The sequence below is a fragment of the Chryseobacterium shigense genome (assembly GCF_014207845.1).
Classification (GTDB): domain Bacteria; phylum Bacteroidota; class Bacteroidia; order Flavobacteriales; family Weeksellaceae; genus Chryseobacterium; species Chryseobacterium shigense_A.
Genome location: NZ_JACHLC010000003.1, coordinates 172,264 through 197,003 on the forward strand (window position 1 = coordinate 172,264; position 24,740 = coordinate 197,003).

At 36.6% G+C, this 24,740-nt stretch carries 17 protein-coding genes; 9 read left to right on the forward strand and 8 right to left on the reverse strand.

Annotation, left to right across the window (positions count from 1 at the left end):
- Positions 1-33: 33 nt before the first annotated feature.
- The 8 genes from HNP36_RS13540 to HNP36_RS13575 form a co-directional block, all read right to left on the reverse strand.
- On the reverse strand, positions 34-882 hold the full coding sequence (locus HNP36_RS13540; RefSeq protein ID WP_184164539.1) for an ABC transporter permease: 849 nt from the start codon (positions 880-882) through the stop codon (positions 34-36).
- Positions 883-1,098: 216 nt separating this feature from the next.
- The gene (locus tag HNP36_RS13545) at positions 1,099-2,205 is read right to left on the reverse strand and encodes a DegT/DnrJ/EryC1/StrS family aminotransferase (RefSeq protein WP_184164542.1); all 1,107 of its coding nucleotides are present in this window, start codon (positions 2,203-2,205) and stop codon (positions 1,099-1,101) included.
- The gene (locus tag HNP36_RS13550) at positions 2,198-2,977 is read right to left on the reverse strand and encodes an acyltransferase (RefSeq protein ID WP_184164545.1); all 780 of its coding nucleotides are present in this window, start codon (positions 2,975-2,977) and stop codon (positions 2,198-2,200) included. The genes HNP36_RS13545 and HNP36_RS13550 overlap by 8 nt, the downstream gene beginning before the upstream one ends.
- Positions 2,978-3,008: 31 nt before the next feature.
- Positions 3,009-3,422, reverse strand: coding sequence for a sugar 3,4-ketoisomerase (locus tag HNP36_RS13555; RefSeq protein ID WP_184164548.1), 414 nt, complete (start codon positions 3,420-3,422; stop codon positions 3,009-3,011).
- A gap of 156 nt (positions 3,423-3,578) precedes the next feature.
- Positions 3,579-4,442, reverse strand: coding sequence for a glucose-1-phosphate thymidylyltransferase RfbA (rfbA, locus tag HNP36_RS13560; RefSeq protein ID WP_184164551.1), 864 nt, complete (start codon positions 4,440-4,442; stop codon positions 3,579-3,581).
- 12 nt (positions 4,443-4,454) lie between these two features.
- Positions 4,455-5,534 carry a dTDP-glucose 4,6-dehydratase gene (rfbB, locus tag HNP36_RS13565; RefSeq protein ID WP_184164554.1) on the reverse strand — a complete coding sequence of 360 codons (1,080 nt, stop codon included), beginning with the start codon at positions 5,532-5,534 and terminating at the stop codon, positions 4,455-4,457.
- Between the two features lies 1 nt (position 5,535).
- Positions 5,536-7,074: a hypothetical protein gene (locus tag HNP36_RS13570; protein WP_184164557.1), complete on the reverse strand. Its 1,539-nt coding sequence runs from the start codon at positions 7,072-7,074 to the stop codon at positions 5,536-5,538.
- 2 nt (positions 7,075-7,076) lie between these two features.
- Positions 7,077-8,387, reverse strand: coding sequence for a UDP-glucose dehydrogenase family protein (locus HNP36_RS13575; protein WP_184164560.1), 1,311 nt, complete (start codon positions 8,385-8,387; stop codon positions 7,077-7,079).
- Positions 8,388-8,604: 217 nt separating this feature from the next.
- On the opposite strand from HNP36_RS13575, the gene rimP reads away from it, so the two are divergent.
- The 9 genes from rimP (at position 8,605) to HNP36_RS13620 (ending at position 24,711) form a co-directional block, all read left to right on the forward strand.
- Positions 8,605-9,072: a ribosome assembly cofactor RimP gene (rimP, locus tag HNP36_RS13580; RefSeq protein ID WP_184164563.1), complete on the forward strand. Its 468-nt coding sequence runs from the start codon at positions 8,605-8,607 to the stop codon at positions 9,070-9,072.
- 15 nt (positions 9,073-9,087) lie between these two features.
- Positions 9,088-10,323 carry a transcription termination factor NusA gene (nusA, locus tag HNP36_RS13585; protein WP_048501215.1) on the forward strand — a complete coding sequence of 412 codons (1,236 nt, stop codon included), beginning with the start codon at positions 9,088-9,090 and terminating at the stop codon, positions 10,321-10,323.
- 76 nt (positions 10,324-10,399) lie between these two features.
- Positions 10,400-13,351, forward strand: coding sequence for a translation initiation factor IF-2 (infB, locus tag HNP36_RS13590; RefSeq protein ID WP_184164566.1), 2,952 nt, complete (start codon positions 10,400-10,402; stop codon positions 13,349-13,351).
- A gap of 656 nt (positions 13,352-14,007) precedes the next feature.
- Entirely contained in the window at positions 14,008-16,890 is a 2,883-nt protein-coding gene (locus HNP36_RS13595) for a SusC/RagA family TonB-linked outer membrane protein (RefSeq protein ID WP_184164569.1), read from the forward strand.
- Positions 16,891-16,902: 12 nt separating this feature from the next.
- Entirely contained in the window at positions 16,903-18,309 is a 1,407-nt protein-coding gene (locus HNP36_RS13600; RefSeq protein WP_184164572.1) for a RagB/SusD family nutrient uptake outer membrane protein, read from the forward strand.
- 84 nt (positions 18,310-18,393) lie between these two features.
- Complete coding sequence (locus tag HNP36_RS13605) at positions 18,394-19,068, forward strand: hypothetical protein (RefSeq protein ID WP_228456373.1); 675 nt, start codon at positions 18,394-18,396, stop codon at positions 19,066-19,068.
- Between the two features lie 129 nt (positions 19,069-19,197).
- Positions 19,198-21,135 carry a putative porin gene (locus tag HNP36_RS13610; protein WP_184164575.1) on the forward strand — a complete coding sequence of 646 codons (1,938 nt, stop codon included), beginning with the start codon at positions 19,198-19,200 and terminating at the stop codon, positions 21,133-21,135.
- A gap of 13 nt (positions 21,136-21,148) precedes the next feature.
- A complete protein-coding gene (gene bshC / locus HNP36_RS13615; RefSeq protein WP_184164580.1) occupies positions 21,149-22,735 on the forward strand; it encodes a bacillithiol biosynthesis cysteine-adding enzyme BshC in 1,587 nt (528 codons plus the stop codon).
- Between the two features lie 38 nt (positions 22,736-22,773).
- On the forward strand, positions 22,774-24,711 hold the full coding sequence (locus tag HNP36_RS13620; protein ID WP_184164583.1) for a LysM peptidoglycan-binding domain-containing protein: 1,938 nt from the start codon (positions 22,774-22,776) through the stop codon (positions 24,709-24,711).
- Positions 24,712-24,740: the final 29 nt, after the last annotated feature.

Consider the following 24,740-nt stretch of genomic DNA (forward strand, 5'->3'; position numbering starts at 1 on the left):
TTTTTTTAATTAATCAAAGTGTTTTATACACATTTATACGGTATCCATGAAGGATCTTTCCACCTTATTGAATGTAATGATTCCAATAAATAAAAGAACAATAGTAATAATTGTACTTATGATAAGCATGGAAGGGGAAAAATCTCCGACACCCAGCCAGCCGTATTTGAAACATTCAAAAATACCGGTCAGGGGATTGTACTTTGCCAGGCTTCTGAAATAGCCGGGCAGCATGGATACAGGATAGATTACCGGAGTTGCATACATAAGTAAACTAACGCCAAATGCCAGCAGCATAGTAAGATCTTTATACTTTGTTGTAAGTGATGAAAATATCATTCCGGTTCCTAACGCAAACAAAGCCATGATGATGATGAGAAACGGCGTAGCCAGCACCCACCAGTTGGGATGAATTTCGTTGTTGATAAGATAATAAAGCCAGACAGCCAGAAATAAAAGAAACTGCACACTTAACCGCATCAGGTTGGAAATAACGATTGAAATGGGCGTTACAAGTCTGGGGAAATATACTTTGCCAAAAATACTGGCGTTACCTGTGAAGGTATTTGTGGTACCCAGAAGTGCTCCGGAAAAATAATTCCATAGGGTTACCCCCGCCAGATAAAACAATATACCTGGTGCTCCGTCTGTAGGAAGTTTCGCAAATTTTCCGAAAATAATTAGATAGGTAATTGTAGTAAAAATGGGATTGATAAAAAACCAAATAGGCCCTAATATTGTTTGTTTAAAACTTGATACAAAGTCTCTTTTTACAAACATGTAAACAAGATCTTTGTATTTCCAGACTTCCTTTAGCTTCAGATCAAACAAGGAATGGCCATCATCTATTGTTTCTGTCCACTTCTGTTGTGATTCATTCATTTGTGTATTTTTTTGCAAATTTAAAATATTTAATTCTTATTCGGACTTTTTGGTGATGAAAAATTCGTCATATAATTTCAAAAACAACAACGAATATATTGAAATTTGTTATTATGAACAAAAAACTACCAGCTATAAAGCCAATAGTTTTTTAAATTTATAATGTGAATTATTATTTGTTCAGAATATTTCCGTCATTAATTACGGCATTATTCACTACGCCTGGAATCCGTTAACGGCTTCTATAATGGCCTGGATCTCTTTTTCCTCTAAAACAGAAGAAATCGGAAGGCTCAGTACTTCTTCATGCATTTTTTCGGTAACAGGGAATGAAAGGTGGTTATATTCTTTGTAAGCTTCCTGTTTATGCGGCGGAATAGGATAGTGGATAATAGTACCGATCCCTTTTTCCGTTAAATAGGCCTGAAGCTCATCCCTGTTTTCTGTTCTTATCACAAAAACATGCCATACGTGCTCGTTTTCATCGGCAGGATTTTCGGGAAGGATGATTTTTGGATTGTTGATCCCGGAAATGAATTTTTTAGCAATTTCTCTTCGGGTTCCGTTTTCGTGGCCAATATATTTCAGCTTCACATCCAGAACAGCGGCCTGAATTTCATCCAGCCTTGAATTTAATCCTTTGTAAGTGTTTACATATTTCTGGTTTGAACCATAGTTGGCAATAGCACGGATAGCCTCAAATACATCTTTGTCATTTGTAGTTACCGCTCCTGCATCCCCTAAAGCTCCCAGGTTTTTTCCAGGATAAAAGCTGAAACCTGCAGCATCACCCAGATTTCCTGATTTAATGCCTTTCCATTCTGCGCCAATAGCCTGTGCATTGTCTTCTACAATCTTTAGATTATGCTTTGCGGCTATATTTTTAAGCTCTTCTGAAAAAACAATTCTTCCCTGAAGGTGAACGATAAGGATGGCTTTTGTTTTCGGCGTTATTTTTTCTTCAATTTTTGAGATGTCGATATTATAAGTACTGGCATCCGGCTCTACAAATACAGGAACGAGTCCGTTGTCGGACAAGGCCAGAACGGAAGCAATATAAGTATTGGCGGGTACTATAACTTCATCACCGGGCTGCATGATTCCCAGTTCAATATAAGCTCTGAAGATAAGACGAAGGGCGTCCAGACCGTTGGCAACTCCCAATGCATATTCTGAACCTATATATGATGCCAGGTTGGTCTCAAAGTTTTTAAGCTCGCTTCCCAGCAAATACCATCCGCTTCGGAAAACGCTCAGAAGTTTGTTCTCAATTTCTTCCTGATGCTTAAGGTTTATTTTTTTTAAATCTAAAAAATTAATCATTTTCGTAACCGTTTTTTAATTTCCAATTTTCAAACCCTTCCTCTTCCCAAGGCATGTTTCTTGAGAAATTATAAGGCCAGGGGTAATGGGACTTATCTGCATTTCTTGATTTGAGCTCACGTACATCCTTGATTTTTTTTGCCGGATTTCCAATAACCAGAGAATAATCGTCATATTTTCCTCCTACCAGAGATTGGGCTCCTACTAAACAATGTTTTCCTATCTCTGCAGCTGGCAGAAGAACTGTACCCACAGCAATTTGGGAAAAATCACCCACAGTAGGGCCTGTGCAGATATCTGAAGGAGGGGTCGGATCATTAGTAAAGACGACATAGGGATAAATAAATACATAATTTCCTATTTTAGATTGCTGCCCAATGTGCACATTGCTGTGCAGCCAGCAGTTGTCTCCAAATTCTACATATCCCTGAATATCGGATACAGTTCCGATTCTGCAGTTATTCCCAAACTTCGAATGTTCTCTTATTGTTACACGATGCCCCGTGGAAAAATTCTTTCCAAAAACAGAGCCTGCATAAATAATACTGTGGCTTCTGATGAAAGCACCTTCGTTTAATATTGTTTCAGGGTTTTCATAGCCGCTGTTAAAGTAGTAATCATTGATTGGTTCACCTATTATACAATCATTGCAGATAATAGAATTATCACCGATTATTACATTGTCATAAATAACAGTGTTGTCGCCTATTCTGACATTTTTGCCAATTGTAGCTTTCTCACTAATATATACATTCCTGTTATTGAATTTCATATTTTTTTAGTTATAACGATTGTTGAATTCTTTACCTTTCTTTTGTAGTCCTTTTAAAGCTTTCATAATCTCTGAAATAGTCTTCTTCGTCATATACTTCCGAAGCCAGACATAGCAACACTGCATTATGCGAAAACTGAATGTCTCTCCATACAAGTTTGGGAATGTATAAGCCTTTTGTAGGATGATCTAAAGTAAAAGTTTCCTTGTTGCCGTCTTTGTCCTCCGTATTAAAGGTAATGGTTCCTGAAACAGCAAAGATAAACTGCTGCAGTGCTTTATGGGCATGTCCTCCTCTTGTTACATCATGAGGTGTATAATAGGTCCAGTAGACTCTCTTTATCTCAAAAGGAACATTTTTTTGCGTTTCGGCAATAGTAATATAACCCAGCTGTGATGATCCTATTTTATCGAATGTGATAATTTGTGGTTTATTGTATTCCATTAATGTCTATAAAATTCTTTAAGCCCTCAAAGTTAATTATAAAATTACTATCGGGGCACAGCCTGATGCTGCCATCTGCCTGTATATGAAATTTACATTATGTACTTGCTTCGGATTAAAGAAAGGTACTGTATTTTTGTAACGTAAACGCTGATGTTATTTTCTGACAAGTTGTTTCAGATATTCACCATAACCACTTTTTCCGTATTTTTCAGCGGTTTCAAGCAGCTTTTCTTCGTTGATGAATTTATTTCTGAAAGCAATTTCCTCAATGCACCCGATCTTGAATCCCTGTCTTTTTTCAATAACGCTTACAAATTCAGAGGCATCGTTCAGGGAATCAAATGTTCCGGTATCCAGCCAGGCTGTACCTCTGTCCAGAACGCCTACTTCAAGTTTTCCTTTGTTTAAATAAACGTTGTTTACATCCGTAATTTCAAGTTCTCCTCTTGTGGAAGGCTGAATGTTTTTTGCAATTTCCACCACTTCATTATCATAGAAGTAAAGGCCGGGAACTGCATAATTCGATTTTGGGTGTAAAGGCTTCTCTTCAATAGAAATGGCTTTAAGATTATCATCGAATTCTACAACACCATATCTTTCCGGATCGGACACATGATAGGCAAAAACCACCCCTCCATCAGGATTGGTTTTTTCTTTTAAGAGTGTTCCCATTCCAGAACCATAGAAAATGTTATCTCCCAATACCAATGCAACAGGATCATTACCAATGAATTTGTCTCCTAAAATAAAGGCCTGTGCTAATCCGTCCGGGCTCGGCTGTACAACATACTCGATGTTGCATCCGATCTGAGAGCCGTCACCTAAAAGTTTAATGAAACCCGGCTGATCGTGAGGAGTTGTAATGATCAGAATATCTTTAATTCCTGCCAACAGCAAAGTTGAAAGCGGATAATAGATCATCGGCTTATCGTACACAGGCATCAGCTGCTTGCTTACTGCAATTGTTAGAGGGTAAAGTCTTGTTCCGGAGCCTCCGGCTAAAATGATACCTTTCATCTTTTGTGTTTGTTAGTTATACTGATTTTCGTAGTATTTCTGGTAATCACCGCTGGTTACGTTCTCAAGCCATTCTTTATTCTCAAGATACCAGTCAATGGTTTTCGAAAGTCCTTCTTCAAAAGTTACAGATGGTTTCCAGCCTAAATCTTTATTAAGTTTGGTTGCATCAATGGCGTAACGCTTATCGTGCCCCGGTCTGTCTTTTACGAAAGTAATTAATTTTTCAGAATAACCTTCCTGTTTTCCAAGTTTGGAATCCATTTGCTTGATCAGTTCTTTTACAAGATCAATATTCTGCCATTCGTTGAAGCCTCCGATATTGTAAGTTTCACCGGTTCTGGCTTCATTAAAGATCTGGTGGATACCTTTTGCGTGATCTATTACAAATAACCAGTCTCTTGTATATTTTCCGTCACCGTAAATTGGCAATGGCCTTTCATTGATGATATTTGAAATACAAAGCGGAATCAGTTTTTCTGGAAAATGATTCGGCCCATAATTGTTTGAACAGTTGGAGATGATGAACGGCATTCCGTAAGTATTTCCATATGCTCTTACCAAATGATCGGAAGCTGCTTTTGATGCGGAATATGGAGATTGCGGATCGTAAGCGGTAGTTTCCAGGAAGAAACCTGTTTCACCAAGGCTTCCATATACTTCGTCTGTAGAAACGTGGTAGAACAAATTGGTTCTTTTTTCGTCAGGAAATCTTCCGTGTGTATGATCCGGATTCAAAGTCCAGAATTCTTTACACAAATTAAGAAGGTTGGCGGTTCCGTTTACGTTCGTATTGATGAAGGCCATAGGATCCGTGATGCTCCTGTCTACATGGCTTTCTGCTGCCAGGTGTACTACTGCATCAGGATTGTATTTTTCAAATACCTTTCTTAATTCTTCAGGTTTTGTAATGTCTGCTTTTTCGAAAACATAATTAGGTTCATTTTCAATGTCCTTAAGGTTTTCCAAATTTCCGGCATAGGTAAGTGCATCAAGATTAATGATGGTTGTGTCCGGGTTATTTTTTACAAATTCCCTTACAACGTGAGAACCTATGAATCCGGCGCCACCGGTAATAATTATATTTTTCATATTAGTTTATATCCTGTTTATAATTATGAGTATGTAGTTTAATGATTGTTTTTATTCTTGTCAAATCAAAAATGTCTCCTTTGGAAACAATGTTAACATCATCAAATAGTTCAGATAAATTTTTGTTTTTAATGAGGTTTTTATTTTCAACATAACTTTCGAAAACACCGTTGTTTTTCAAAAAATCAATATCTGCTTTTCTATGCCCTGGTCTTGATCCTGTTCCTCCATAGTTTTTGGTATAATAGGTAACGAATGGACTTGCTAAACCCATCGGATCCAGGTAATATGCATTATACTGGTTGTTTGAAACCATCAGAGGCTCATGAAGCATGGAATAGCAATAATCTACAAAGGTAACTTTGGGATTAGGTTTAATATACCGAAACTTCATTTCCGGAAAATTGCTCGGAGGTTTGAGGTAAAACGCTCTCTCGTCCGATACCCAATATCTTCCTTTTGTTAGTTTGTCCTCATATAGTTTTATCACGGGAAGAAAATAAAATATAATGCCTGCAACTATCAGTCCAGGAGTATAAATTTTAAAGAAATTATTTTTATACTCGCTGAGGTTTCTTTCTGCAATAAATTCTATGATGGTGATAATACATAACGGGATTAGCGGGGTAAATAGTCTGCCAAGCATATAATCTCTTACTATAAAAATATATATCAGGTAAGAAAAGATACCTAAAAATATTCTTTTGTTTGCAATAAAAGATGTGTATAATCCTAAGATTATGATTAGGAACATCGGTTTGCTCTCAAATAGATTTTTTCTGGAGTAATATAATGATTGATTAAAATCAAGATTAGCTTTAAGATAAAAGCTATTGGGGAAGATATTGCCAAAATATAAAAATGAGAAAACAAACCAAAGAATTACAATGAGAGCCATGATTTGAAAACCCGGTGTGATTTTATTCCTGAATAAATAATAAAGCATTGTAGGTGCTATTATCAGTAAAAAATCATATCTGGTCAGAAAAACAAGTGCTGCTGCAACAGGTAACCAAAAAATTGTCTTAGAATTGCCCGGAGACATAGCTAAGATAGCAAAAGCTGAAATGACAAAATAGGACAAAGAATTTTCTAAGCCGCTGGTGCTGTAGTGCAGAAAAAACTTTGAAAAAAATAAGAGTATAAAACAGAGTCCCAAAATAATAAGTTTTGAGATGTCCAGCTTTTTGCTTTTTGAATAGGCAAATTTTAAAATTAAAAAGAATGTTGCTCCCGAAAATAATAAATTAATAAATATTGGGATTGATAATATTTTATTTTCAGAAAAACCAAATAAATTTAAAAATAGGTCTGATATATACGTTAAAGGTATAGATAGTAATGTAAATAATGGTGATGTTGATACATAGGTGCGTTCTGCAAAATTCCAGACAAGCCCAAGCCCATTAATTACATTGTATGATTGATAAACAACAGATAAACCGTCTGAAGAAACCCACCTGTAATGATAGGCCAGGGCTAGATAAATCAAGCCAATGGTAACCATTAGCCAGAATTTGAGGTCCTTAATGAAGTTCATCTTTAATAAATTGTTTTTCTACCTATACTTTTATAGTGGAATCCATTTTGTTCAGGGACTTCCAACGGGTACATGTTTCTTCCGTCAAAAATGACTTTATTCTTCATTTTCTTGGCCATCAGTTCAAAATTCGGATTTTTAAACTCAGGCCATTCCGTAGCAATAAACAGGACATCTGCATCTTCAAGAGCATCATACATTCCTTTGGCATACTGTATTTTGTCACCGATAAGTTTCTGTACATTACTTTCTGCTACCGCATCATATGCAGCAATTTCTGCACCTTTTTCCAGTAAAAGAGCAATATTGTCTAAAGAAGATGCTTCTCTGATGTCGTCTGTGTTAGCTTTAAAGGCCAATCCCCACATCGCAATTTTCTTTCCTTTGATATTTCCTCCGAAATATTTTTCGATCTCTGAAACCAGAATTACTTTCTGGGCAGTATTTACTTTTTCTGTAGCCTCCAGAATCTGGAAATTAAAGTCTTCCTGTATCCCGGATTTTATAAGGGCTTTTACATCTTTAGGGAAACAGCTTCCACCATATCCGATACCCGGGAATAAGAATCTGTGACCAATTCTGTCGTCACTTCCCATTCCTAGCCTTACTTTATCTACGTCAGCCCCTACTTTTTCACAGTAATTGGCAATTTCATTCATGAATGTGATTTTCACAGCAAGGAATGAATTGGCTGCATACTTCGTAAGCTCTGATGATTTCTCATCCATAAAGATAATCGGGATTCCCGTATTGGTAAATGGCTGGTAAATTTTAGCCATGATACCTTTTGCTTTCTCGGAGCTGGCGCCTACCACTACTCTTGACGGGTTCATAGAATCTTCCACAGCAAAACCTTCTCTCAGGAATTCCGGGTTGGAAACTACGTCAAAAGGGATATCCGTTTTAGAAGAGATCACTTCTCTTACTTTGTCAGCAGTTCCCACAGGAACTGTACTTTTATTAACGATGACCTTATATTCCGTCATCATTTCTCCGATATTGTTGGCAACCTGAATGACATATGAGAGATCTGCAGATCCGTCTTCTCCCGGCGGTGTTGGCAGCGCAAGGTATATAACTTCACTTTTGTCCAAAGCTTCCTTAAGATCGGTGGTGAAAAATAATCTTTCGGATTGAATGTTTCTTAAGAACATTTCTTCAAGGTTCGGCTCATAGATGGGAACTACGCCGTTTTTCATACCTTCAACTTTCTTTTCATCAATGTCAACACAGTATACTGAATTGCCAAGTTCTGCCAGGGTAGTACCTGTTACCAGCCCTACATAACCTGTTCCTACAATTGTTATATTCACAATGTTTATGTTTTTAAATTCACGGCAAAAATAATAAAAATACTTCATTGTCCTGCTTAATTTATCATAATGAAAGAATTAAGGTACTGAGTTGATAACTAAGCAGGTTTTGCTTTTTTAGAAAAAATGCGTATATTTGCAATGGATTTACAGGAAAAAATGGGAAGGCTTCGGAAGAAAGCCTTTTTTCGTACTGGTAAATCAAGATATTTAATGTATGGAGTTTAAAAAAAGAATTGAAGAATTATTAAATGAATTCCTTGAGAACAGGGAGGATTTGTTTCTTGTAGATCTTAAGATTTCTGCAGGAGATGATATTACTGTGATCCTGGATGGTGATAATGGAGTGACTCTTCAGGATTGCCTTGATGCAAGCCGGGCCATAGAGTTTAATATGGATCGTGAAGAGCATGATTTCAGCCTTCAGGTAATGTCTGCAGGACTGAGTGAGCCGATGTCTGCCCCAAGACAGTACAGGAAAAATTTAGGAAGAGAAATAGAAGTATTGCTGAATGATTCTTCCAAAATTGAAGGTGAGCTGGCCAATGCAGATGATGAAAAGATCACACTTATTTTACGCTACCGCAAACCGAAAGATATCGGGAAAGGGAAAGTGGATGTGGAGGAAGAAAAAGAAATTCCTTACTCCGAGATAAAAAAGGCATTAGTAATAATTAAATTTTAAAAGAAAAAAGAATAGATGGATAATATAGCGTTGATTGAATCCTTTGGTGATTTTAAAGACGAAAAAGGGATCAGTAAGATTGATCTTATGGCGATTATTGAAGACTCACTGAAGACTCTTCTCAGAAAGAGATATGATTCGGATGATCATTTTGATGTAATTGTGAACCCTGATAAAGGAGATTTTCAGATATTTTTAAATAAAACGATTGTAGAAGACGAAATGTCTGAAGATGATGATCTGGAAATTGAACTTTCTGAAGCTAAGAAAATAGACCCTACTTTTGAGGTAGGTGAAGATTTTACAATGGAAATTCCTGTAGCTCAGTTGGGAAGAAGAAATATCCTTACCTTAAAGCAAATCCTGGCGACAAAACTTCAGGAGCACAATAATGCAATGCTTTATGAGCAGTTCAGAGATAAAATCGGGGAAATTGTTATCGGAGAAATCCACCACATCCGTCACAAACATGTGATCTTATTGGATGATGAGGAAAACGAGTTCATTTTGCCGAAAGAAAACCAGATCCCGTCCGATTTCTTTAAAAAGGGCGAAAATATCAGAGCTATTGTTGAAACAGTAGATTTTAAAGGTTCAAAACCACAGATTATTATTTCCAGAACTGCACCTAAATTCCTGGAGAAATTATTAGAGCTGGAAATTCCTGAAATCCAGGACGGAACCATTATGCTTAAAAAAGTAGTGAGAATTCCTGGTGAAAAGGCGAAGATTGCAGTAGATGCTTATGATGACAGAATAGATCCTGTAGGTGCTTGTGTGGGAGTGAAAGGATCAAGAATTCATGGGGTTGTAAGAGAGTTGAGAAATGAAAACATTGATGTAATTCAGTGGTCTAAAAACCCTGAAATTATGGTAAAAAGAGCTTTAGGAAATGTTACCATCAATAAAATTGACATCAACGAGGAGGCAAACTATGCATTGGTTTACACCCCGGTTGAAGAGATTTCCAAAGTGATCGGAAAACAGGGACAGAATATCAGACTGGCTTCCTGGTTATCCGGATACGAAATAGATGTTTACAGAGAATCCAGCGAGGATGACGATGTTGATTTGAGAGAATTTAATGACGATATTGAGCAGTGGATTTTGGATGAATTTAAGAAAGTAGGTCTTACTACTGCAAAATCAGTATTGGATAAAGATACTGAAAGCCTTCTGAATATGGTAGATCTTGAAGAAGAAACCATTGAAGACGTAAAACGAATTCTGAGAGAAGAATTTGAAGATTAAGATTTTAATGAATTTTAATAAACAGTAAAAAGAAATACTTTAATTTTAAGAATTAAAAAAATAGTAAATAATATAGATGCCAAAAATAAGATTAAATAAAGCGGTTAAGGAATTCAATATTTCGATGTCCAGATTAGTAGAGTTTTTACAGTCAAAGGATTTCGAAGTTGAAAGCAATCCTAACGCTCAATTAGAAGAAGCGGCATATTCTGCATTGGAGGCTGAGTTTGCCAAAGACGGTGAACAGCGAAAGGCTTCCCATGAGGTGGTGATTACCAAAGTTCCGGAAGAAAAACTGGAAATTGAGGAAAAGAAAACCCCTGAAGTAATAAGAGCTAAAGCAAACAAACCGGAAACTAAAATTTTAGGTAAAATAGATCTTGAATCTAAAGCTCCCGAAGTTGAAGAAGCTCCTGCGACACCTGCGCCTGTAGCAGCACCGGTTGAAGAAAAGAAAGAAGAAGTTGTGGCCGAGCCGGAAGTTAAAGCAACTCCTGAAAAACAGGAATTCAAAGTTCTGGATAAAATTGATCTGTCCCAAATAGAATCCAGGAATAGACCTGTAAAAAAAGATAAACCCAAAATGGAGGAGAAAAAAGAAGAGGAAAAACCGGCAGAACCTGTGAAAGAAACTCCAAAACAGCCAGAACCTGTTGAAAACAAGGTTGAAGTTCAAGAATCTACTGAATCTGATTCTCAGGAACCACAGAAAATAGAAACCGTTTATCAGAAACTGGATGGTCCTAAGATCGTTGGTGAAAAGATCGACTTAACACAATTTGCGCCAAAACCCGGTGCAGGTGCTAAAAAGAAAAGAAAGAGAATTGAAAAACCCGGAGGCCCGAATAACCAACAAGGTCAGGGAAATAACCAAAACTCAGGAAATAACAACAACCAGGGAGGGCAGGGAAATCGTCCACACAATAATGGAGGCCCTGGAGGAAACCGTCCGCAAGGTCAGGGAGGCCCTGGAGGAAACCGTCCACAAGGACAAGGAGGCCAGGGAGGTAACCGTTTCGGGAACAACCAGGGTAACCGTCCTCAAGGTCAGGGAGGCGGATTCAAAAAAGGTCCGGGTGGAAACAACAACAGGCCAGGACAAAGAACCATGCCTGTTGAGCTTACTGACGAGCAGGTTAAAAACCAGATCAAAGAAACTCTTGAAAAGCTTACCAATAAAGGAGGTAAATCTAAATCTGCAAAACACAGAAAAGACAAGAGAACATATCGTAGAGAACAGGATGAACGTCAGCAGGAGATCGATGCTCAGGACAGAACATTAAAAGTTACCGAATTCATCACAGTAGGTGAACTGGCTAGTTTAATGAACGTTTCTCCTACAGAAGTAATCTCTGCTTGTTTCTCCCTTGGAGTAATGGTAACCATGAACCAAAGATTAGAAGCTGATACCTTATTATTGGTAGCTGATGAATTTGGATATAAAATTGAATTCTCTGATGCTGATCTTGAAGAAAGCGATGCAGAAGACGAAATCGACAACGAAGAAGACCTTCTTCCAAGAGCACCAATCGTAACCGTAATGGGACACGTTGACCACGGTAAGACATCCTTACTTGACTACGTTAGAAAAACCAATGTTATTGCCGGTGAATCAGGAGGTATTACCCAGCACATCGGAGCTTACAACGTAAAATTAGAAAACGGACAAAGAATTACATTCTTAGATACACCTGGTCACGAAGCGTTTACCGCGATGAGAGCCAGAGGTGCCCAGATCACCGATATTGCAATTATTGTAATTGCTGCCGATGATGATGTAATGCCTCAGACGAGAGAAGCAATTTCCCACGCACAGGCTGCAGGAGTGCCAATGATCATTGCGTTGAACAAAGTGGACAGACCAAATGCGAATCCTGACAACATCCGTCAGCAACTTTCAGGAATGAATATCCTGGTAGAAGAATGGGGTGGAAATGTTCAGTCGCAGGAAATTTCTGCAAAGTTTGGTAACAATATGGATGTTCTGTTGGAAAAAGTATTGCTTCAGGCAGAAATGCTTGATCTGAAAGCTAATCCGGACAGAGCCGCTCAGGGTGTTGTTATTGAAGCTTCATTGGATAAAGGAAGAGGATATGTTGCCACTATGCTGGTGCAAACAGGTACTCTAAGAGTAGGAGATTATGTAGTTGCAGGTAAAAACCACGGTAAAGTAAAGGCTATGCTTGATGAAAGAGGTAGAAGCCTTAAAGAAGCAGGTCCTTCAATTCCTGTTACTATCTTGGGATTAGACGGAGCGCCTACAGCAGGTGATAAGTTCAAGGTATACGCAGACGAAAGTGAGGCTAAAACCATTGCCAATAAGAGAGAGCAGTTGCAAAGAGAACTTTCAATAAGAACCAAGAAACATACTACGCTTGAAGAACTTGGAAGAAGAATTGCTTTAGGTGAATTCAAAGAACTTAACATTATTCTTAAAGGTGATGTGGATGGTTCCGTAGAAGCACTATCCGATCAATTACAGAGATTATCTACAGCAGAGATCAACGTAAATATTCTTCACAAAGGAGTAGGGCAGATCACTGAATCTGATGTTAACCTGGCTACTGCATCTGATGCAATTATTATCGGATTTAACGTAAGAGCCGGTGCTAATGCTAAAGATTTAGCAGATAAAGAAGAAATCGAAATCAGAACATATTCAGTTATTTATGCCGCAATTGATGAGGTTAAAGAAGCGATGGAAGGTATGCTTTCTCCTGAGATTAAAGAACAGGTAATTGGTAATGTTGAAATCAGGGAAGTATTCAAAATCTCTAAAGTAGGTACCATTGCCGGATGTATGGTTCTTTCAGGTAAAGTAACAAGAAGCTCTAAAGTGAGAGTACTGAGAGACGGTATCGTTAAATTCGATGGAGAGCTGGAAAGTTTAAAACGTTTCAAAGATGATGTAAGAGAAGTGGCCAAAGGTTACGAGTGCGGATTGAACCTGAAAGGTTATAACGATATTGAAATCGGAGACATTCTAGAAGTTTACGAAGAAGTAGCTGTTAAAAAGAAGCTTAAATAATAGTTTTTTAGCTAAAAATATAAACCACTTTTTTATAAAAGTGGTTTTTTTTATTTCTTTAGAATTTGTATAATTTTTACTGATTGATTTAATTGTTTTTTAACTTGATAATTTAAGGAAAGAAGGGTTATCATATAATTGTTTTTTTAGCAAGTCGATTAGCAAATTTTAAGCTGAGAATTTAATAATTATATGATCGAATCTTAAAGTTAAAGCAAGCATTGAAAATACGCTGAATAAAACATAAGACACTGAATAGTGTCTAGATGTCAGCCCGTAAATGCAATTAGAATACATAATAAGAATATAACGCTTAATCAACAATTAAAACTAAATAATTAATTTGTGTTTTATAAATAGATGAAATTCATCTTTTTTTATAGTATTTTTCTAAGATTATTTCAGTTTTTATTAATTTATATTTATTCTAAATAATATTTTTCAAATTGATAATAATTTGTTAAAAAAAATGACTTGTGTGAAAAAAAAATATTTATAGTAAATGAAGGTGGATATTATTGTTTAATCTGAGGTATTTCACTGAATGGTTAAAAACAATATGTAAAACGAAGCTATAGCTTATATAATGACTCCATTTGTGAGTGTTAATATTTATTAACATATTTGCTAATTAAAATATATTAAAATTTGTTAATATGAATGTTAAACTACGTGTATTGAGTGTTGGAGCGTTGTTCTTTATCGGAACTACTGCTTTCGCACAAAAAACGAAAAAAGACACCGCATCTACTACGCAGATTGAGGAGGTAGTAATGGTTGGATTCGGACAGAAGAAAACGGTGCAGGAGATTACAGGGGCTACAAGTACGATGACAGCCAAGGCTATTGAAGATTTACCAGTTGCTTCGGTTGATAAAATGTTACAAGGTAGAGTTACCGGTGTTCAGACTGGTAGTTCTTCTGGTCAGCCGGGTGGTTTTGCGAATGTAAGAGTTAGAGGGGTTTCATCTATCAATGGAGTAACTACTCCAATTTATATCGTTGACGGTGTTAGGGTAGCAAACGGAAGTTTGGGGACAGCTAACGGAACAGCATTACTTACCAATATTCTTGCTAACTTAAGCCCTGATGATGTAGAAAGTATTACAGTATTAAAAGATGCTGTTTCTACAGCTGTTTATGGTGCAGACGCAGGTGCGGGTGTAATTGTAATCACAACTAAATCCGGTAAGAAAGGAAAGCCAAGATTTAATTTGTCATTTAACAGCGGTTTTAACCAGCAAGCTGTTGATATGGCAAGAAACTTCTCTGCCGGTGAGTATAAGACATATTTAAGAGATATGTTCAATAACTCATTGAGTTCAAACTATTCTATCGAGGAGATTGCTGGTGGTGCTCTAGCTGGTAAAATCTCAGCTTCTGCAAATGCACAGGCTGTGGCTGTTATGTCTTCTCCTTATGACACAAACTGGCTGGATGTTGTTAGAAAAGATGGCTACCAGCAGAATGCGGATTTCAGCATGTCAGGAGGTAATGAGAGGTTTACCTATTATGCGGCTGCAAATATGTTCGAGCAAAACAGTATTATTATGAACTCTTTCTTCAAAAGATTATCATATACTACAAAATTAAGCTATCAGGCAACAGATAAATTAAAGATCAGCACAGATTTCCAGATCTCTCATAGTAAAACAAGAACTTTGAGTGATGGTGGTGCATTCTCTAACCCGATGCTTGCACAATATTTTAACAGACCGACGGATCCTGCAAGAAATGCAGACGGTTCTTGGTACTTAGGGAATCCTGCAAACAGCAGATTAAGTAATAATCAATTTAACGTTGGCTATTTGCTTGAGAACAACTATATCCAGGCTGGAACATTCAGAGCTTTTGCCAATCTTAATGTTGAGTATAAAATCTTAAAGAATTTAACTTATAGATTTGTATTCTCACCAGAATATGTAAATATGGAAGAAGATACATATTGGAACCCTCTTCATGGAGACGGATATACATATGGTGGATACAAAAGAACTTCTAATAATAGATATTTTAATTTCAACATACAGAATATCTTAGATTATTCACAAAAATTTGGAAAACATAATGTAGGAGTTTCTTTAATTCAGGAAGCATATAAAACTGATAGAAAGTTTTTAATGGCTACAGGAATTACTGTAGGTTCACCAGCACTTGAAACTTTAAGGAATTTTGTTGTACCTTATGGTTTTGATGGAACTCAAACAATCACATCCAGATACGGATATGCTGTAACAGGACATTATGACTATGATAAGCTATTCTTATTAGATGCATCTTACCGTAGAGACGTTCTTTCACAGTTTACTCCAGGAAGTAAAGCCGGTAATTTCTGGTCCATAGGTGGAGGTGTAGATTTAGCGAGACTAGATTTCATCAAAGATATGAATACTATTTCTATGGCTAAATTCAGAGCTTCTTATGGTAAATTAGGAAATCAGGTAAATGCCAACCCATATGCATTATATTTATACGATCTTAATTATAATGACTATGCTGGAGCAAGATATTATAATATCTATAATCCGAATTTATCTTGGGAAACAGTAAATCCATTGAATATTGGATTGGATTTAGGATTCTTAAGAAACAGAATTACAGTTACAGCTGAATACTATAACAAGAAAACAAATGATCTAATCTATAACGTTCCATTATCTCCATCACAGGGTGGAATTATCAACGATAATGGTACTATCAGATATGGTTTGATGCTTGATAATGTTGGAACACTTGTTAATAAAGGATTTGAATTTGCTGTAAATGCTGATATATTTAAAGGAGACAGAGATCAAGTGAACTGGTCAATTGGTGCCAACCTGTCTACCCTTAAAAATGAAGTTACAGAATTATATGGAGGAGCTGTTAATACAGCTACTACAACACTTAGAGTAGGAGAAGGAGCTCGTACTTTCTATCTTAGAAAATGGGCTGGAGTAGATTCTTCAAATGGAGACCCTCTATGGTATATCAATGGTAACGATGGAGAAACTACTAATGATTATAACAAAGCACAGCAAGCCGTTCAGGGTTCATTCCTAAGTACAGTGTTTGGTGGGGCTAACACTAGTATTTCATATAAAGGATTTGCTTTAGATCTTCAGTTTACTTACGGGTTCGGAGGTAAAATTTATGACAACTGGGCAAATTACACCTATAGTGATGGACAATATTCTCTAAACTATCCTGGATATGGAGATGTTATGGGAGACTACTGGACCCCTCAGAATACAGGAGCGTCTAATCCGAAGCCATTATATGGAGGAAACAAACTTTCTAACCAGGCTTCAACAAGATATTTATACGATGCTGATTATATCAGATTGAGTAATGCAAGATTTGGCTATACATTTAATGGTGATTTCTTGAAAGGGTCAGGACTTAATTCTGTACAGGTTTATGTAATGGCAAATAATGCTTGGACACATAACTTTGATGACAGATTGAAATTTGATCCGGAGACTAATATTTCAGGAACTACTAACTTGAGTTTACCTGTATTAAAGTCTTATCTATTTGGTGTTAATGTTAGCTTCTAAAAAAGAAAAAAAATGAATAAAATAATTAAAATAGGATTATTGTCAATCGGGGTTGCTGTTACCAGCTTATCATGTTCCGATGATTTTGTAGAAAGAGAATTCTTCCAGGAGGTACAGCAAGGCCCTCTAACAACTGATAATGAAGTTCAGGCATTTGTAAGAGGTGGTTATGCTACTATGCGTAATACAGAATATTATGGAGCAGACTTCTTAGCATATGGAGAAGTAAGATCAGATGAAATGATCAGTAACCTGGCTGGAGGATACTATCAGAATGTAATGAACTACACTATGCTTTCTAATGACAGATACGCAGTAGATACTTACAACAGAATTTACGAATTAGTTGCTAAAGCTAATATTGTTATCAATACAGATATGGCAACTATTCAGGGAACAGATAATGATAGAAAGAACTCCAGATATGCACAAGGACAAGCGTACGGATTAAGAGCTATTGCTTTCTTTGACGGTCTGAGATTATATGGACAAAAATATATCACAGGAGGAGAATCTTTAGGTATTGTATTACCTTTAAAGTATGATCCACAAGCTCGTATGGCTAGATCTACTATTGCTCAGACTGAAGCTCAGATTGATGCCGACTTTACAAAAGCATTAGAATTAATGACTGCTAATGGAGTTGTGACAAATACCATAAAAACGGAACTTAATATCAACTCTTTAAAAGGGATGATGTCAAGATTCTATCTATACAAAGGAGATTATGCAAAAGTAAGAACACTTACAAGTCAGATTGTTGCAACAAATGCTTATTCTGTAGCTTCAGCAGCATTATTACAGGAAACTTTCAGATTTACAATGAATGGAGCTGCTCCCAATTCTATCTTTGAATTAGCTGTGGGTATTAATTCATCATTATCTACAGGATCATACAGACAGAGACTTAACCCGAACGGTTATGCCAATCTTGTGGTAAATGCAAGTACTCAGGCAGCTTATGATGCCAGTGATGTAAGAAGAACATTTATTACACTAAGTGGAGGTCAGAGATTCGTTTCATTCAGTTCCAACGCTAATGGTATTGGTAAATATACGCAAGGTGTAGGAGCAGATAATATCAAAATGCTTCGTTATGAAGAAATTTTATTAAATGGTGTTGAAGCAGAATTAAATGGCGGTAGCGCCGCTCAGGCTCTTATTTATTACAATCTAATTGTTCAGAATAGAGGATTAGCTGCTGCTGGTACTGTTGATATGACTAAACTTAGATCGGAAAGAATGAAGGAACTTCTTGGAGAAGGTCTTAGACAATGGGATTTAAGAAGATGGGGTATTGCCATTCCAAGACCAACAGGTGCGAATGCTAATGTTGATCTTAATGCATTCCCGATTCCAAGACAGGAAACCGACTTATCAGGTACATTAGTTAAATCTAATCCAGGATATGACAACTAATAATTAGTTTATATAATTAATAAATATATCAGCCACTTCTTTATGAAGTGGCTTTTATTTTGCTATTTTTGTTAAAATGTTGTTATGAAAAAGATACTTTTAATTTTATTGGGTTGTTCAGTTTATATAGTCGATGCACAAGTCGGTAACGAAAATGTTTCCTATTCTCCCGGAACTTTTTTTATGAGAGCGAATAGGCCTACAACCAAAGAATATGTAATAGAAGGAAGTCCATATACAACCGGAGATAAGTTCAATAAGGTAATTATTAAAGGCTTTAGTAAAGATGTTCAGGATCTTCGCTATAATGCTTATGAAGATGAAATGGAATTTAAAAAAGATGATGAATTATTTTATACCAATAAAGAGGATAATGTCAAAATACAATTTCCTGATATTGGCAAAATCTATGAATCTCTGACTTATACCTATGATGGGAAAACAAAATCCGGATACTTGGTATTATTGGTAGATAGCCCGAAATTTTCGCTTTATAAAAGAGAAAAAGTGGAATTGCTGAAGGGAGAAAAAAGTACTAATTCATTTACAAAGGATGCTAATGATTATTATGCAAAAGATAAAGATCTATACCTGATTACCAAGGACAAAAAGTTCTTCAAATTCCCCAAGAACTCAGCTGATGCTGCCGAAGTCTTTTCAGTAGATAAAAAAGAACTGGACAGCTTCGTAAAGTTTAATAAAATCAATTTCAGTAAAGAACCTGATATGATAAAACTGGTAGAATTTGTGAACAAGTAAACACCATATCTTAACCCCTGCTTCCCGCAGGGGTTTTTGTTTCCTTTTATTTCTTATTTTTGCTGTACAAAAGTTCATAATGAGATCCTCTTAGATTCCACATGATTTTTGAACAATATAAATGAACGTATGAAGTACATCCTTATTATAATCATCTTCTTCGGTTTTGTTGCAAAGGCCCAGGTTGTTAATAAAACAGATAATAAAAATCCGCAGAAAGAAGAAGATACCCTTGTCATAGATACCGGGAAAAAAGATTCTCTGAAAATTTTTAAACCTACTATTAATGATTACCTGTATCAGACTCAGTTCTCTGAAAAGAAAATTTTTGATACAGTGATGACCGCTGAGAAGACCAATATCTTTTCTCAGTATAACAATAAGGATAACTTTGGAAAAGCCCAGGTTGCCAATATAGGGGCAGGCTTCAATCCTTTGATTTATGAGGTAAATCCCGAGCAGAATTTGTCTTTACTTCCAGCCAATAAATCATATATGATCATTGGTGCTGATGAAGTAAAATATTATGATGTAAAAACACCTACAGCCGCATTCATTTATCATACGGCTATGAAAAATGGGGCAGCATTGAATTCTACCTACACGCAGAACATAGGAAAAAGATTCAACTTTGCCCTTGAATATATGGGGCTTCGTTCCCAGGGATTTTATAGAAACTCGCTGGCATCGAACAACAATACAATATTTTCAGGACATTATATTTCCAAAAGTGGAAATTATGAGTTATTTGCGCATTATCTTCATCAGAATGTAAACAATCAGGAAAGTGGTGGAATTACAGAAGATGATCTGTTCCAGAATGGAGACAGCAACTATAAGAACCGGCAAAATGCCCAGGTGAATCTGGCTTCATCAAGTTCTCAGTATTCCTACAGGAGATATTATCTCAGCCATCAGTTTACGCCATTCAATTCGGAAAAATTTCCTTTCAGTATAAGACACACCTTGTCCCATCAGGGAAACAAATATTTTTATAATCAGGGAGCAGTAGAATCTTATTGGTATGATAATACTTCGGAACTGATCAACGGCTTCCCCCTTACTACAAAAAAATATTCAGACAACTTCAGTAATACATTGAGTCTTGTTTTTAATAATGAAAGATTCAAGCTTGATGGAGGAGTAAGATATCAGATGCTGAAGTTTGGAGTAAGAGATCTTATTACAGTAAACGGAACAGCGCTTCCGGGTGAGCTTAAGGAAAACAGAATTGGAGCTGTAGGAAATCTTCAGGTAAAGCTTTGGGACAAATTCCAGCTGAAATCCTTTTTGGAGTTTTCCAATGGAAGCCAGTTCGGAAGCTACCTCAGAACAGCCAATAACATAAAGTTCGAACCTATAAAAGATTATTTTGTAAACGCAAAAGTAAACTTCCAGAGTGCCTATCCTTCATTCAATTACCTTTTGAACACTTCCGTTTACAATAAATACAATTATTATCTGGAAAATGCCAAAAACCAAACGGTAACAGAAATCGGGGGAAGTGTGAATCTGAAATGGTTCAAAACTGAAATCTTCGCCAATTATTTCAGAATAGATAATTATACTTATTTTAATGCTGACGGAGCGCCACAACAGAGCAATAATTCATTGAACATTTCCCAGATCGGGGGAGATGCTACCTTCAGTTTTGGGAAATTCCACCTTAATACGAGACTTCATTTCCAGAATGCATTAACGAACAAAGACCTTCTTCCAATGCCAGGTTTTATCGGAAGAGCCAATTTCTTCTTCCAGAGTCAGGCATTCAAAAAAGCGGCGGAAATCCAGGCAGGTTTGAAAGTCTATTATTTCTCAAAATTTGCATCAAGAGATTACTTCCCGATTCTGAACGAATATACTCTGCCTAATGCTGAGGCATTCTCCATCGGAGGGCAGCCTATTGTGGACCTTTATGTTAATATGAAGGTAAAAAAAATGTTCTTCTATGTAGAAGGCCAGCAGATAGGAACTTTTATTTCCAACAATAAAGCATATGCATTTCCACACTATCCGGTTTACGATTTTAGGTTAAATATTGGAATTGTGTGGTATTTGTTCAACTAAAAGCAAAACAAAGTTGAAAACAGTAAATAAAATATCTTTTAATGATATAGAAAGCATTCCTCAGCTTGTAAAAGATTTTCTGAATCAAAACATTGAGGGCTTTGAAAAAAATACCTTTTCTTTAGATCATTTTAAAGATCAGATTCATCTCAAGCAGAATTCATTTACACAGGATCAGAGAACAATCTTGTCCAATGTACTGGAAAGACAGCTTTCAGGGCTTACCCTTTCCTCAAAACAGAAAGAAAACCTTGAAAACTTAAAACTGCCGGGTACATTTACAATTACTACAGGGCATCAGCTGAACCTTTTTTCCGGGCCTGTTTTCTTCGTCTATAAAATTTTACAGACCATTAAAACATGCGCTTACCTGAAAGAAAATTTTCCTGATTTTAATTTTGTACCGGTGTACTGGATGGCCTCGGAAGATCACGATTTCGCCGAGATCAATCATTTCAAAACCGAACATAATTATTATGAGATCAATGAGAAATCCGGCGGGCCGGTAGGCAGAATAACCATCAGCGATACATTTTTCATTTCCGAATTTGAAAAAGAATTTAAAGATTCCATATTCGGGACAGAATTGATTCTGATGATGAAAGAAGCCTACAAAACAGGAAATACACTTACAGAAGCAATTAAAATTCTGGTCAACAGGCTTTTTTCCGAATTCGGGTTGCTGATTATAGATGGCGATTCCAAGGAACTCAAAGATCAGATCAAAGATATTTTCAAAGACGAGCTGCTGAATTTCAGCTTACACAAAAACTCAAAAGAAAAAGTAAATTTTCTGACGGGAAAATATGGAAAAGTACAGGTTAATCCACGCGATATTAATCTTTTTTACCTTTCTGAAACCAGAGACCGTATTGATTTTGACGGTGAGCAATATATCGTAGTAGATACAGATAAAAGGTTTACCCGTGAAGAAATACTTCAGGAGCTGGAAAACCATCCCGAAAACTTCAGTCCGAATGCTTTAATGCGTCCGGTTTATCAGGAAAAAGTACTTCCTAACCTGGCTTATATCGGAGGAAATGCAGAGATCATGTACTGGCTGGAACTTAAAGATTATTTTGAAGCAGTTCGTATCCCTTTCCCTGTTTTGATTCCGAGGAATTCAATGCTTTTTATTAAAGAAAAAACTGTTGGGAAAATTGAAAAGCTGGACCTTAATATCCATGACTTCTTTGGAAATTTTACGGCAATTACCAATCAGAAAATTTTAAAAGACAGTAATGTATTATCATTGCTTGAAGAAAAAGAACTTCTTTTGGAGAAAAACTTTTCTGAGCTTACATCTGCAGCAGAAACCACGGAACGCTCTTTCGGGAATATGGTAAAAGCAGAAGAAGTAAGGCAGCTGAAATCATTTAAAAGAATGAAGAAACGATTGCTTCATGCAGAAAAAATAAAACAGGGTGAACTGCTCGAAAGACTTGAAAAATTGTTTTTAGATGTTCATCCTTCAAAAACATGGCAGGAGAGGGTTTATAACTTTAGTGTCTTCTTTTCAGATTATGGCTATTCATGGCTTGAAAATTGTTGGGAGGAAATGGTGGTTCAAGAATCCAAATTAATAATTGTTGCCATTTAATTTTAAAGAAGTATTTTTGTAAATTATAATTATCGAATATGATAAAGAGGTTTTTTATTTTGTCCAGTTTATGTATGGTTTTGGGAGCGTCTGCCCAGAACTCACACACCGTTATAAAAGGAGATAATCCTTATAATATTGCAAAAAAATACGGTATTACTGTAGATGAATTGTTAAAGCTAAACCCCAAATTTAAAGATGGTAAACTGGCAATAGGAGATGTTGTTACAGTAAAAGCTGAAAAACATACTGCTGTAGCTTCCAAACCTGCTGTCGTAGAAAAAGCAAAATCCGGTAATACAGCTGCTCAGGTTGGGAAAATTATTCTGCAGCCTAAACAGACTATTTACGGGATTACAAAACAATACCGTATCTCTGAAACAGATTTGCGAAAACTGAACCCAGAGCTTGATGCCCACATGAAAATAGGGGACGAGATCATTATACCTCTTGACAGTATCAAAAAATATGGTGGAGAGCAGCAGGCTGTTCCTGTAGTTACCAAACCCGCAGAAACTCATACAGAGGTAGCTGCGGCAGTAGCAACACATGTAGAAGGAGAGGCATATGTAGTTCAGTCAAAAGATAATTATTACAGAATTACAAAACAGTTTGGAATCAGCCAGCAGGAGCTTTTTGCCTTAAATCCGGGATTGGAAGAGAAAGGGCTTAAGCCGGGTGAGACCATCAGGATTAAAAAATCAAATGCGGATGCAGCCGTGGTTTCCGAACCCGTAAGTCCTAAAACAAAAATAGATGCAGGAAACGAGAAATCCCCGGCAGTAACTACTGTAGTGGATGACTACGTTACATATACCGTTCAGCAGGGCGATACCGTATTCTCTATCGTTAACAAGTTCGGTGTTTCAATTGACGAGCTTATCGCTTTGAATCCTGAACTTTCAAAAGGACTGAAAACAGGGATGGTCTTAAAGATCAAAAAACAGGATCCGGCTTACGTAAAGAAAAACGGAGATGCACTGAGCGTTGTTTTGATGCTTCCTTTCGGGTACAGTACCAACGAAACCCAATACAGATCAATGGCGCTGGACTTCCTTACAGGAGCTAAACTTGCTATTGAAAGAAATGCAAGAGGCGGTCAGAAGCTTGATGTTAAAATTGTAGATTCAGGAAACGAAGCTACATTCAAAAATTCAATGGCCCAGATCAATCCGGAAAATACAGACCTGATTATTGGCCCATTCTTTAAATCTAACGTAATTGACGTTCTTGATTTTACCAAAAATCAGAAGATCCCGGTTGTTGCACCTTTTGCCAACTCTCCGGAATTATACAATTATAACAACCTGATTATTGTTGAAACCAATGACCAGACTTATGCAGATAAAATTGTTGAAGAAGTAAAAGCTGTTTATTCAGATCAGAAAATATATGTGGTGGCAGACACTAAGAAAGAACTGGCCAGCTATATCAAAGGCGGTCTTGAAAAAGCAGTTAAAAATCCAAATATAATCATCGTTAATTCTCCATCAGAAATTCAGCTGGATCAGAATATGATGACAGGGCAATCCGCTCCGGTTATTGCCATTCTTGCCAGTGATAATGATGCTGCCGGAGAAGCTTTTGCCAACAAAACAATTGCCCTTTCCAAAGAAGTACAGGGAGTAAAAGCCTTCAGTATGTATTATTCTCCTGTTTTTGAGAAGAAAGTAGATGATCTGAGCCAGGCAAGCCTTGTATATCTGATGGACAGAAAAATCAATTCAGACGGAAGCTTTGAAAAAGAAATACTGGCTGCTTATAAAAGTAAATACTGCAAGACACCTCCTAAATATGCAATCGTAGGTTTTGATGTTGTAAATGACATGCTGATGAGAGAAAACAAAAAAGGAGAAATCTTTAAGCAGATGAATAAAGTTCAGACCCAGCTTGCTACCAAGTTTGAATTTGTAAAATCTAAAGCAAACGGAGCTTACGTAAATACCGGATACCGTGTAATTAGACTAGTTCCTTAATCAATTTATGCCTTTTTGAAGAAATATTT